At 64.4% G+C, this 12,255-nt stretch carries 13 protein-coding genes; 11 read left to right on the forward strand and 2 right to left on the reverse strand.

Going from position 1 to position 12,255, the window contains the following annotated elements; translation table 11 throughout:
- From mreD to HFRIS_RS16585, 4 genes are all read left to right on the forward strand, one after another.
- Nucleotides 1–482, forward strand: a 482-nt coding sequence (gene mreD, locus HFRIS_RS16570; protein ID WP_006464570.1) for a rod shape-determining protein MreD, incomplete at its 5' end; no start/stop codon positions are given.
- Nucleotides 483–501: 19 nt separating this feature from the next.
- Nucleotides 502–2,475, forward strand: coding sequence for a penicillin-binding protein 2 (gene mrdA, locus HFRIS_RS16575; protein WP_006464571.1), 1,974 nt, complete (start codon nt 502–504; stop codon nt 2,473–2,475).
- A 94-nt stretch (nt 2,476–2,569) separates the two neighbouring features.
- Entirely contained in the window at nt 2,570–3,679 is a 1,110-nt protein-coding gene (gene rodA / locus HFRIS_RS16580) for a rod shape-determining protein RodA (protein ID WP_006464572.1), read from the forward strand.
- A 171-nt stretch (nt 3,680–3,850) separates the two neighbouring features.
- Nucleotides 3,851–5,044: a septal ring lytic transglycosylase RlpA family protein gene (locus HFRIS_RS16585; protein ID WP_006464573.1), complete on the forward strand. Its 1,194-nt coding sequence runs from the start codon at nt 3,851–3,853 to the stop codon at nt 5,042–5,044.
- A 24-nt stretch (nt 5,045–5,068) separates the two neighbouring features.
- On the opposite strand, the gene rsmI is transcribed toward HFRIS_RS16585, so the two are convergent.
- Nucleotides 5,069–5,989, reverse strand: coding sequence for a 16S rRNA (cytidine(1402)-2'-O)-methyltransferase (rsmI, locus tag HFRIS_RS16590; RefSeq protein ID WP_006464574.1), 921 nt, complete (start codon nt 5,987–5,989; stop codon nt 5,069–5,071).
- 13 nt (nt 5,990–6,002) lie between these two features.
- Between rsmI and HFRIS_RS16595 the strand changes: the two genes are divergently transcribed.
- The 6 genes from HFRIS_RS16595 to HFRIS_RS16620 all read left to right on the forward strand — a co-directional run bounded on the left by HFRIS_RS16595 (nt 6,003) and on the right by HFRIS_RS16620 (nt 10,404).
- On the forward strand, nt 6,003–7,271 hold the full coding sequence (locus tag HFRIS_RS16595; RefSeq protein ID WP_006464575.1) for a penicillin-binding protein activator: 1,269 nt from the start codon (nt 6,003–6,005) through the stop codon (nt 7,269–7,271).
- 7 nt (nt 7,272–7,278) lie between these two features.
- Entirely contained in the window at nt 7,279–7,647 is a 369-nt protein-coding gene (locus tag HFRIS_RS16600) for a YraN family protein (protein ID WP_006464576.1), read from the forward strand.
- A gap of 117 nt (nt 7,648–7,764) precedes the next feature.
- Nucleotides 7,765–8,361 carry a phosphoheptose isomerase gene (locus tag HFRIS_RS16605; protein WP_006464577.1) on the forward strand — a complete coding sequence of 199 codons (597 nt, stop codon included), beginning with the start codon at nt 7,765–7,767 and terminating at the stop codon, nt 8,359–8,361.
- The gene (locus HFRIS_RS16610; protein ID WP_039876146.1) at nt 8,354–9,013 is read left to right on the forward strand and encodes a BON domain-containing protein; all 660 of its coding nucleotides are present in this window, start codon (nt 8,354–8,356) and stop codon (nt 9,011–9,013) included. The genes HFRIS_RS16605 and HFRIS_RS16610 overlap by 8 nt, the downstream gene beginning before the upstream one ends.
- A 160-nt stretch (nt 9,014–9,173) precedes the next feature.
- Nucleotides 9,174–9,701 carry a peroxiredoxin family protein gene (locus HFRIS_RS16615; protein WP_006464579.1) on the forward strand — a complete coding sequence of 176 codons (528 nt, stop codon included), beginning with the start codon at nt 9,174–9,176 and terminating at the stop codon, nt 9,699–9,701.
- Between the two features lie 205 nt (nt 9,702–9,906).
- Nucleotides 9,907–10,404, forward strand: a complete 498-nt coding sequence (locus HFRIS_RS16620; RefSeq protein ID WP_006464580.1) for a hypothetical protein — start codon at nt 9,907–9,909, stop codon at nt 10,402–10,404.
- Nucleotides 10,405–10,482: 78 nt separating this feature from the next.
- Here the strand turns inward: HFRIS_RS16620 and pyrE are convergent, their stop codons facing one another.
- Nucleotides 10,483–11,142 (reverse strand): orotate phosphoribosyltransferase, encoded by a 660-nt coding sequence (pyrE, locus tag HFRIS_RS16625; protein WP_006464581.1) that lies wholly within the window; start codon nt 11,140–11,142, stop codon nt 10,483–10,485.
- Nucleotides 11,143–11,315: 173 nt separating this feature from the next.
- On the opposite strand from pyrE, the gene HFRIS_RS16630 reads away from it, so the two are divergent.
- Nucleotides 11,316–12,092, forward strand: a complete 777-nt coding sequence (locus tag HFRIS_RS16630) for an exodeoxyribonuclease III (RefSeq protein WP_006464582.1) — start codon at nt 11,316–11,318, stop codon at nt 12,090–12,092.
- Nucleotides 12,093–12,255 lie beyond the last annotated feature (163 nt).

Consider the following 12,255-nt stretch of genomic DNA (forward strand, 5'->3'; position numbering starts at 1 on the left):
CCAGTCCGCTGTTCATCGCGTTCAGCCTGATCGTGGCCTTCGTGCTCAACCTCATGCCCTGGGGGCAGATGGTGGGCGTGCCGGACTTCGTGGCGCTGGCGCTGGTGTTCTGGAACATCCACCAGCCGCGCAAGGTCGGCATCAGCGTGGCCTTCCTGATGGGCCTGCTGATGGACGTCAACGAAGCCACCCTGCTGGGCGAGAACGCGCTGGCCTATACCCTGCTGTCCTACTTCGCCATCATGATCCACCGCCGGGTGCTGTGGTTCCCGCTGCGCACGCAGGCGCTGCACGTGCTGCCGCTGATGCTGCTGGCACAGGCGGTGCAGCTGGTGATCCAGCTGCTGGTCACCGGCAAGTCGCCGGACTGGTTCTACTTCAGCGAAAGTCTGGTGTCGGCCCTGCTGTGGCCGGTGGTCAGCCTGCTGCTGCTGGCGCCGCAGCGCCGCGCCGTGAATCGCGACGAGAATCGCCCCATCTGAGGGGCCGGGTGCAAGCAGCATGACCGAATTCAAGAATACCGCGCATGAGCTGAGGCTGTTCCGCATGCGCCTGCTGGCGGCCAGCGTGCTGGTGCTGGTCTGCTTCAGCCTGCTGCTGGCGCGTTTCCTGTGGCTGCAGGTGGTGCGCCACGATGCCTACGCCGCCCAGGCCGAGGAAAACCGCATCTCGGTGGTGCCCATCGTGCCCAATCGCGGCCTGATCCTGGACCGCAACGGTGTAGTGCTGGCACGCAACTATTCGGCCTACACGCTGGAAATCACCCCCTCCAAGATCAAGACCAACATCGATGACCTGATCGACGAGCTGGGCACGATCGTGGAAATCCAGCCGCGCGACCGGCGTCGCTTCCGCCGCCTGCAGGAAGAGTCCAAGAACTTCGAAAGCGTGCCCATCCGCACCCGCCTGACCGACGAGGAAGTGGCCAAGTTCACGGCCCAGCGCTATCGCTTTCCCGGGGTGGAGGTACAGGCCCGCCTGTTCCGTCAGTATCCGTACGGCAAGACTGCTGCCCACGTGATCGGCTACATCGGCCGCATCAGCCAGCGCGATGCCGAGCGCATCGCCGACTCCGACGATGAAGCCAACTACAACGGCACCGACTACATCGGCAAGGAAGGCCTGGAAAAAAGCTACGAAAGCCAGCTGCACGGCACCACCGGCTACGAGGAAGTGGAAATCTCGGCCAGTGGCCGGGCGGTGCGCTCGCTCTCGCGCACCCCGGCCACGCCCGGCAAGAACCTGATCCTGTCCATCGACATCGAGCTGCAGAAGGTGGTGGAAGAAGCCTTCGGCGACCAGAAGGGTGCGCTGGTGGCGATCAACCCGGCCACGGGCGACATCCTGGCCTATGTCTCGCAGCCCTCCTATGATCCCAACCTGTTCGTGGAAGGCATCGACCAGCAAAGCTGGGACGAGCTCAACAAGTCGCCCGACCGGCCGCTGCTGAACCGCCCGCTGTCGGGGGTCTATTCGCCCGGTTCGACCTACAAGCCATTCATGGCGCTGGCCGCGCTGGAGCTGGGCAAGCGTCGCCCCCAGGACGCCATCCGCGACCCGGGCTATTTCATCCTGGGCAACCACCGTTTCCGCGATGACAAGGAAGGCGGCCACGGCGTGGTCGACATGTATCGCTCGGTGGTGGTCTCCTGCGACACCTACTACTACATGCTGGCCAACGACATGGGGGTCAACGCCATCCATGACTTCATGAAGCCCTTCGGCTTCGGCCAGATCACCGGCATCGACCTGGAACACGAGAAGCGCGGCATCCTGCCCTCCACCGAGTGGAAACGCAACGCCTTCCGCAAACCCGAGCAGAAGCGCTGGATCGCCGGCGATACGGTGTCGCTGGGCATCGGCCAGGGCTACAACAGCTTCACGCCGCTGCAGATGGCCCAGGCCACCGCCATCCTGGCCAACAATGGCGTGGTGATGAAGCCCCACCTGGTCAAGATCATCGAGGATGGCGTGACCCATGAGCGCACCGAGACCGTGCCCAAGGAAAGCTACCGCATCCCGTTGAAGCAGGAAAACATCGACTTCATCAAGCGCGCCATGGTCGGCGTGGTCAAGGAAGGCACCGGCGCGGCCGCCTTCCGTGGCGCCCCCTACGACTCGGGCGGCAAGACCGGTACGGCGCAGGTGGTCAACATCGCCAAGAACCAGAAGTATGATTCGAAGAAGCTCTCCCGCATCTACCACGACAACGGCCTGTACATCGGCTTTGCGCCGGCCGACGCGCCGCGAATCGCGATTGCGGCAGTGGTCGAGAACGGCGGCTGGGGTGCCGGCGTGGCCGCACCGCTGGTGCGCAAGGCCATGGATTACTTCATGCTGGGCAAGCGTCCCAATGAGCCGATCAAGTCGGTCGCACCCGAGGCGGTGAGCCCGGATACCCCGGTCGAGGGTCCCGTCTCCGAGGACAGCGGCGGCAGCAATACGCCCACGGTCCAGCCGGACGTGCAGGAATGAAGCCGGGTCGCCTTGGCACCCTACGCCTGCGCGCGGGTTCCGCCGGCGCGCAAGGTCTGACATCGCAACAACGCAGCAAGCACCAGGAGCCGGCATGAGCCTGCAACGTCCGCCCCTTTGGCAAATCATCAAGCCGCACCTGACGGTGTTCGACGGCGCGCTGTCGCTGATCGTCTTCCTGATCCTGTCGGTAGGCATCGTCACCCTGTATTCGGCAGGGATGAACTTCCCTGGCCGGGTCGAGGACCAGTTGCGCAATATCCTGGTGGCCTTCATCGTCATGTGGGCTGCGGCCAACGTCTCCCCGCAACTGCTGCTGCGGCTGGCGGTGCCGGTCTATACGGTGGGGGTGACGCTGCTGATCGCGGTGGCGCTGTTCGGCATCATCAAGAAGGGTTCACGTCGCTGGCTCAATATCGGCATGGTGGTGCAGCCCTCGGAAATCATGAAGATCGCCATGCCGCTGATGCTGGCCTGGTATTTCCAGAAGCGGGAGGGCATGCTGCGCTGGGATGCCTTCGTGGTGGCGGCGATCCTGCTGCTGATCCCGGGCTTCCTGATCATCCGCCAGCCCGACCTGGGGACTGGCCTGCTGGTGCTGGCGGCCGGCTTCTACGTGATCTTCTTCGCCGGACTGCCGTGGAAGATCCTGCTGGGCCTGTTCGTGGCCGGTGCGGCCAGCCTGCCGGTGGTGTGGTCCTTCATGCACGATTACCAGCGCCAGCGGGTGATGATGCTCATCGACCCGACCTCGGACCCGCTGGGCAAGGGCTTCCACATCATCCAGTCCACCATCGCCATCGGCTCCGGCGGGGTGAGCGGCAAGGGCTGGCTGATGGGGACGCAGACGCACCTGGAATTCATCCCTGAACGGACCACCGACTTCATCTTCTCGGTCTATTCCGAGGAGTTCGGGCTGATCGGCAACATCGTCCTGCTGCTGCTGTACCTGCTGCTGATCGGGCGTGGACTGATGATCACCGCCAATGCCCCGACGCTCTTCACGCGTCTGCTGGGCGGGGCCATCACGATGATCTTCTTCACCTATGCCTTCGTGAACATGGGCATGGTCAGCGGCATCCTGCCGGTGGTGGGGGTGCCGCTGCCCTTCATGAGCTATGGCGGTACGGCTCTGGTGACGCTGGGGCTGGGAGCAGGCATCCTCATGAGCATCCAGCGCCATCGCAAGCTGGTCCAGAGCTGAGCGGGCCGCATGGATGCCCTTGTCCAGGGGACAAGTCCGGCAAGATCCGTGAACTTGCGGCACTGACGAGTTGTCAGCCTCGGTGCATTGCACTCTGGTATCGTTGCGAACATTCCGGCCGGGACAGGCTTCACCAGGCCCGGCGCATCGACTGTTGACCAAGGACAGGCTATGGGAACACCCACTCTAGAACATCACCACCGCCTCGCCCCCTGGGGCCAGGCCCTGCGCTGGGGCGCCTTGCTGCTGCCGCTGTTGCTGGCGGCCTGCGGCACCACCCAGCAGGCGCCGCGCCAGACCGCGCAGGCACCCTCGACACCGGTCAAGGCCGGCAGCAGCCGTCCGGCCAACGTTCCGGCACTGCCGGCAGCAGGCTCGGGACGCGGCGGCTACTACAAGGACGATGGCCCGGGCGACCACATCCCCGACGGCCTGCTCGACGTGGCCGACGCCGAACCGCAGGTGGAGCCGGTCTCGCGGGCGGCCAGCCGGCCCTATGCAGTGTTCGGCAAGACCTACGTGCCCATTACGGACAGCAACCAGCCTTTCATCCAGCGCGGCATCGGCAGCTGGTACGGCAAGAAATTCCATGGCCAGAAGACGTCCTCGGGCGAGCTTTACGACATGTACAAGATGACGGCCGCGCACCCCACGCTGCCCATTCCTTCCTATGCACGGGTCACCAATCTGAAGACCGGCAAGCAGGTCATCGTGCGCATCAATGATCGCGGCCCCTTCCACTCCAGCCGCATCATCGACCTGTCCTACACGGCCGCGCTGAAACTGGGTTATCTGGGCAGCGGCAGCAGTGAGCTGGAAGTCGAACGCATCCTGCCAGAAGAAGCACAGCGGATGGCCGATGCGCGCCGCAATGGCAGCACGCTGGCGGTCGCCGATCCGATCAACCGGGCCGCCGACAATGGCGCCGGCGTTTCGACCGGCGCGATCGAAATCAATACCGTGAGCGCACAAGGCCTGCCGCCCCAGCCCACCGTGGCAGCAGTGCAGCCGATCAATGCCAGCACCAGCAGTGCGGCCAGTGGCGCGGGCCTGGCCGGTGGCGGCGGCATCATCAACGCCGTGGCCAGCGGTTCGGCACCCTCCCCGGCGATGCCGCAGGCGGTACCGCTGACGGCGGGTTATTACCTTCAGTTCGGCGCCTATTCGCAAGAAGCCAATGCGCTGGTGGCGCGCGACAAGCTGCTGCCCAGCCTCTCCGGCATCGTCGACAGCATGCAGGCGGTGCAGGTCAACGGCTTGTATCGCCTGTATGCCGGTCCCTATCCGACCCGGCCGGCGGCCCAGAATGCAGCCATGCTGGTGCGCCAGCGCAGTGCCGGCACACCCTTCATCGTGGAGCGCTAGGGCTGCCGCCCTGCCTGGGCAGCCTCACTCCCCTTCCTGATCATCCGCTTGCGCGTCCTGCCTCAGTTGCAGGGCGCGTTCATACAGGGCGTTCTTCTTCTGGCCGGTGATCTGCGCGGCCAGGGCGGCGGCCTGCTTCAACGGGAGCTCTTCCAGCAGGATGCGCAGGACGCGCTCGCCCTCGGCATCCTCGTCACCGGCCGGCGGCGCCCCTTCCAGCAAGACCACGAACTCGCCGCGCTGGCGGTTGGCGTCCTGCTCCAGCCAGGCCGGTGCCTCGCCCAACGGGCAGCGATGGATATCCTCGAACAGCTTGGTCAGCTCGCGCGCCAGCACCACCTGGCGCTGCGGGCCGAACACCTGCAACATGGACTGCACGGTCTCGACGATGCGGTGCGGGGCTTCATAGAACACCAGCGCGGCCTGCACGGCGGTGAGCTCCTGCAGGGCGGTCTCCCGCTGGCGGGTCTTGCTGGGCAAGAAGCCCACGAAATGAAAGCGCGCATCGGTCAGGCCCGAGGCCGACAGCGCGGTGATCGCCGCCGATGCGCCGGGCAGGGGAATCACCCGGAACCCGGCGGCCCGCACCGCGTCAACCACCTTGGCACCGGGGTCGGAGATGGCGGGGGTACCGGCGTCCGACACCAATGCCACCCGCTGCCCGGCGCGCAGGCGCTCGATGATCTTGTCGGCGGCTTCGCGCTCGTTGTGTTCGTGGGTGGCCAGCAAGGGGCGCGACAGACCATAGCGCTGCAGCAACTGGCTGGTGTTGCGCGTATCCTCGCAGGCCACCGCATCGGCGATACCCAGCAGGTGCAGGCCGCGCAGGCTGATGTCGCAGACATTCCCGATGGGCGTGGCCAGCACATATAATGCCGACACCGGATAGGTTTGCTGGGCGGCATCCTGCAGGATGGAGGCAGCTACGCTGGAATTCTGATTCATTGGAGGAGGCGGGATGTTCACAGGTTCGAAGAAAATGACCGCATGCGCGGCCCTGCTGGCCGGTTTGCTGGCCCCCTGGATGGTGGCGCTGCCGGCCGCAGCAGCCGACAGTGTACCTCTGCTGGCGCAGGCCGCTACCCCTGCGCTGCCCTCGGCCACCTCCGACCTGGCCCCGCTGGCACTGCCGCCGGGGACCTCGCCGGAGATGCAGTCGGCCGCCAACGGTCCATCCATGGCACCACCAGCCGCCGCCCCGATCCGCATGGCCTTGCTGCTGCCCTCCCGTACCGGCGCCTTCGGGGCCGCCGCAGATGCAGTGCGCACCGGCTTCCTGACGGCCTATTCGCGCCAGAAGGAAAACATCCAGCTGGCCATCGTCGAGACCGGTGATTCGGCCCCGGACATGCAGCGCGCCTATGATGAAGCGTCCGGCAAGTACGACATCGTGGTCGGCCCGCTCTCGCGCAGCGCCGTCACTGCCGTGGCCCAGAGCGGTCGCGTGAGCAAGCCCACCGTCGCCCTGGCGCAGCCGGACATGAATGGCGAGGCCGACCTGCAACTGCCGGCGCAGATGCTGGCCGTGGGCCTGTCCATCGACGAAGAGGCACGCCAGGTCGCCAACTGGGTGGAAAAGGAAAAGGCACCGGGCAAGATCTTCGCCATCTCGACCAACATCGCCTGGCAAAAGCGCGCCGCCCGCTCCTTCCAGCTGCGCGCCCGCCAGCTCGGCCTGCAGGTCGAGACGCTGGAATTGAGCACCCCCGCCAATGCCCTCTCGGCACCGGGCCTGGCGCAACTGGCCAAGCGCGTGGAGCAGGAGAAACCGGCCCTGATCTTCGTCGCCCTGGATGCGGCGCAGACCGTGCAACTGCGTAGCGCTGTGGGCAACGAGCTGCCGCTGTACGGCACCTCGCAGATCAATCCCTACACCCTCAAGCGTGACAACCCCAACGACAAGCTGCCCGAGCTCGATGGGGTACGCCTGGTCGACATCCCCTGGCAACTGCAGCCCGACAACGTGGCAGTGGCGCGCTATCCGCGCCCGGCGGTCAACGACAACGAACGTCCCAGCCCGGACCTGGCGCGCCTGTATGCACTGGGCATCGATGCCTACCGGGTCGCCTACGGTATCGCGCAGAGGCAATCAGGCTTCGATATCGATGGCGTCACCGGACGCCTGACGGTGAACATGATCGGCGGTGGTACCACCTACTTCCAGCGCCAGGAGACCCAGGCGGTCTATCAGGATGGCTGGCCGGTGCCGATGGCGGACCAGTACTGACGCCGCCATGGCCCTGCGCGACCTGTTGCGGCGGACCGCACGCCAGCGTACTGGCGACGCTGCCGAGGACCAGGCCCTGGAGCATCTGCAACGCCAGGGCCTGCGCCTGGTGGAACGCAATTTCCGCTGCAAGGGCGGCGAGATCGACCTGATCCTGCGGGACGGTGCCACGGTGGTCTTCGTGGAAGTGCGCGCCCGCGCCAATGCGGCCTTTGGCGGTGCGGTGACCAGCGTGACACCGGCCAAGCAGCGACGCCTGCTGGTGGCGGCCCAGGTCTGGCTGCAAGGCCAGCGGGAGCTGCCGGCCTGCCGTTTCGACGTGATCGCAGTCGAAGGCGGCCAGTTGCAGTGGCTGCGCAACGTCATCGAGGCCTGAGCAAGCGATTTGCAGCACGCCGGAGCTGGCGTATCATGTGCCACCGAATTCCTGAAACTTCTCTTTACCAATTGCACAGACTTGGCCCCGTTCAGGTCCTCTATAATCGCAGCCACTATGACAAATCCCCGTATCCTCGCCCATTTCCAGGAAAGCGCTGACCTGAAATTGAAGGCCGCCAGTGTCCTGGCGCAACCGATTGAACAGGCGACTGAACTTATGTTCACCGCGCTGTCGAATGGCAACAAGATTCTTGCCTGCGGCAATGGTGGGTCGGCTGCCGACAGCCAGCACTTTGCGGCCGAACTGGTGGGACGCTTCGAACGTGAACGCCTGCCGCTGCCGGCCCTGGCCCTGACCACCGACACCTCCATCCTGACCGCGGTGGGCAACGATTACAGCTACCAGGAAATCTTCTCGAAGCAGGTCCAGGCCTTCGGCCAGGCGGGTGACATCCTGCTGGCTTTCTCGACCTCGGGCAATTCGGGCAATATCCTGGCCGCCATCGAAGTGGCCCACGAGCGCGACATGCGCGTGGTGGCGCTGACCGGCAAGGGCGGCGGCAAGATCGGCAAGATCCTGACCGATGCCGATGTCCATATCTGTGTGCCGCATGACCGCACCGCGCGCATCCAGGAAGTGCATCTGGTATCCCTGCACTGCATTTGCGACGGTATCGACGTCGCGCTTTTTGGAGATGATGCGAATGAGTGATGCACGATCGTTGTTCACACGGCTGCGCCGCCCGCTGGCGGCAGTCGCATTGGGCGGCATGCTGGCCCTGAGCCTGCAGGGTTGTTTCGCGGTATTGGCCGGCGGTGCGCTGGCCACCACCTTCGCCGCCACCGACCGCCGTACCCTGGGCGCGCAGACGGAGGACAAGTCGATCGTGGTCAAGGGCGAAGCCCGCATTCCCGAAGTGGTGGCCTCCGGTTCCCACGTCAACGTGACGTCCTTCAACCGCAAGGTGCTGCTGTCCGGCGAGGTGCCTGACGAGGCATCCAAGGCTGCCGCCGAGCGCGAGATCAAGAGTTTCCAGAACGTCGACACGGTCTATAACGAACTGCAGGTGGGCCCGTCCTCCAGCTTCGGTTCGCGCTCCAGCGATGCGCTCATCACCAGCAAGGTGCTGGCCAGCCTGGTGGATGACAAGTCGCTCTATTCCAGCGCCTTCAAGATCACGACCGAGCGCGGCATCGTCTACATGATGGGCCGCGTGACCCAGCGCGAAGGCCAGCGCGCCGCCCAGATCGCCAGCGGCGTGTCGGATGTGACCAAGGTCGTCACGCTGTTCGAGTACATCAGCGAAGAAGAACTGAAGGACTACCAGCGCAAGCCGGCCAGCGAGAACAAGTCCACCAGCTGACCTGGCGTCGCTGATCGCCTCTGATGCAAGTCAAACCGCCGGCCCGTCCGGCGGTTTCCAATTGGGGCGCGGCCCGCAGGATCGGGCGGCGCGGTCTATAATGGCCGGATAAGTGACCGGGGCCAGGCCCCTCCCTCGAATCCGGAATGCGGAGTTTTCCATGCAAGCACAGGCAAATGCGCCCAAACGCGGCCTCATGATCAAGCTGGTTGCCCTGGTCGGGGTGGCCGCCATCGCCGCCTTCGCCTACTTCAAGGTCAATGCCGGCAACGCCGCTCCCGATGTCACCTTCACCAAGCTCGATGGCCAGCAGGTGGCCCTCAAGGACCTGCGCGGCAAGGTGGTGATGGTCAACTTCTGGGCCACCAGCTGCACCACCTGCGTGGGCGAGATGCCGCAGATGATCGAGACCTACAACAAGTTCAAGGATCGCGGCCTGGACTTCGTGGCCGTGGCCATGAGCTATGACCCGCCCAACTACGTGGTGAACTACACCGAGACCCGCAAGCTGCCCTTCAAGGTCGCCCTCGACCCGCAGGATACGCTGGCCAAGGCCTTCGGCGACGTCAAGCTGACCCCGACCACCTTCGTCATCGGCAAGGACGGCAACATCATCAAGCGCTATGTCGGCGAGCCGCAGTTCGCTGAATTGCATCAGCTGCTGGAGAAAGCCCTGGCAGCAGCCTGAGCGCGCTTCACTCCTCCGAAAAAGCCGACCATGTGTCGGCTTTTTTAATTCCGCCGAACAACTCCAAGGAACATCCCCTCTACCCAGGAAGTCCAAAAGGTTCACCTTGTCGGCATGACAAGCGATTTTTTATCGTTCCGCTGCGGCCCGGCCGTGCTGAACGGTCATGCCTGCCCAATGACCGAGAACATAACAGGAGGCTGCAATGAGATTCCGGACCGTTTTCCTGATCGTGCTGCTGGCGCTGGTCGCCATCTTCGCCGCCGTCAACTGGACGGCCTTCACGGCCACCACCACCCTCTCGCTGATCTACACCGAGTTCCAGGCCCCCTTGGGTGCGGTGATGCTGGCAGTGGTGGTCGTGCTGACGGCCTTCTTCCTGCTCTACATCCTGGCCCTGCAGACCAGCGTGATGCTGGAGAGCCGGCGCCTGACCAAGCAGCTGGAAGCCCAGCGCACCCTGGCCGACCAGGCCGAGCATTCGCGCTTCAACGACCTGCGCGGCTACCTGAAGACCGAGCTGGAGCAGTTGCAGCGCCGCCAGGCCGAACAACAGACCCTGCTGGCGCAGCGCCTGGATGCATTGCAGCGCGACATCCACCATCGGGTGGAGCAGACCGAGAATGCCGTGGCCGCACAGGTCGGCGAACTTGACGACCGGCTGCAGCGCCAGCAGGTGGCGGGTGTGATCAAGCCGCTGTAATCTGTCGCCAGCAAAACAAAAAGGCTGCATCAACGAAGATGCAGCCTTTTTTCATCTTTTGACGCTTTTTGGTGCAGCTTAGACGCCGTAACGCGTGCGGTAGGCCGCCACGGCATCCTTGTGCTGGGTCAGGCGCGCATCGCCACCGGTGGAGATGTACTCGAACAGGTCATCCAGGTTGCCGATGGAAATGACCGGCATGCCATATTCGCGTGCCACTTCCTGCACGGCCGACAGTTCGGACAGCGCGCCATCCTTGCCCGAGCGCTCCATGCGGTCCAGTGCGATCAGCACCACACAGGGGGTGGCGCCGGCGGCGCGGATCATGTCCACCGATTCACGCACCGAGGTGCCGGCCGAGATCACGTCGTCGATGATGACGACCTTGCCCTGCAGCTTGGCGCCGACGATGGTGCCGCCTTCGCCGTGGTCCTTGGCTTCCTTGCGGTTGAAGGCGAACGGCACGTTGCGTCCCATGCCGGCCAGCGCCACGGCGGTGGCCGACGCCAGGGTGATGCCCTTGTAGGCGGGACCGAACAACATGTCATATTCGATGCCGGAATCCTGCAGGGTCTGGGCGTAGAAACGCGCCACCTGGGCCAGCGTCGCGCCTTCGCTGAACAGACCGGCGTTGAAGAAGTAAGGCGAGGTACGACCTGCCTTGGTGACGAATTCGCCAAAGCGCAGCACGCCGGCCGACACCGCGAATTCAATGAATTCCTGTCTCAAGTTGCTCACAATGCATTTCCCGGGAAGAGTCAAAACGGAAGGGCCGGCCTCCCCGCTTGCCACAAGGCAAGGCGAGGGAGGTGGCGAAGCCTTCATCAGGCCGCCATTTTAAATGATTCATCCTATCGGTTATGCTACCGGCCTGATTGAACACTCTCCCGCAGCAAGCAAACAGGAATCCCATGCCAAAAATCGTCTCCGCCAACCTCAACGGAATCCGCTCGGCCGCCAAGAAGGGCTTCTTCGAATGGCTGCAGAAGGAAGCGCCGGACTTCGTCTGCGTGCAGGAACTGAAGGCCCAGGCGGCCGACATGACCGATGAATTCCTGGCCCCGGCCGGTTATGTCGGGCATTTCCACTATGCCCAGAAAAAAGGCTACTCGGGCGTGGGCGTGTACAGCCGCCGGCAGCCGGATTCGGTGCGCATCGGCTTCGGCAATACCGAGTTCGATGACGAAGGCCGCTATGTGGAATGCGACTATGGCGACCTCACCGTGATTTCGCTCTACGCACCCTCGGGCTCGTCCAGCGAGGAACGCCAGGAAGCCAAGTTCCGCTTCATGGAAGCCTTCCTGCCGCACCTGATGGACCTGGAAAAGAGCGGCCGCGAAGTCGTCATCTGCGGCGACTGGAACATCGCCCACAAGGAAATCGACCTGAAGAACTGGAAGAGCAACCAGAAGAATTCCGGCTTCCTGCCGGAAGAACGCGCCTGGATGACGCGCATCTTCGACCAGCTGGGCCTGGTGGACGTGTACCGCCGCCTGCATCCCGAGACCACCGGCGACGCCTATACCTGGTGGAGCAATCGCGGCCAGGCCTGGGCCAACAACGTGGGGTGGCGTATCGATTACCACGTCTCCACCCCGGGCATCGCCGCCAAGGCGGTCAGCGCGGCGATCTACAAGGAGCAGCGCTTCTCTGACCATGCGCCGCTGACGGTGGTCTACGGCGACTGAACACGCGCCAGCCGACCCGCCTCCTCCCGTTCGGACTGAGTAGCGGCGTAGCCGCGTATCGAAGACGCGCCGGGCGGTGGTCCATGGAGCGCCTTCGATACGGCCCTGACGGGCCTACTCAGTCCGAACGGAAAGTAGCTGAAAAATCGTTCGCAAAAAAACA

Source organism: Herbaspirillum frisingense GSF30 (assembly GCF_000300975.2).
Classification (GTDB): domain Bacteria; phylum Pseudomonadota; class Gammaproteobacteria; order Burkholderiales; family Burkholderiaceae_D; genus Herbaspirillum; species Herbaspirillum frisingense.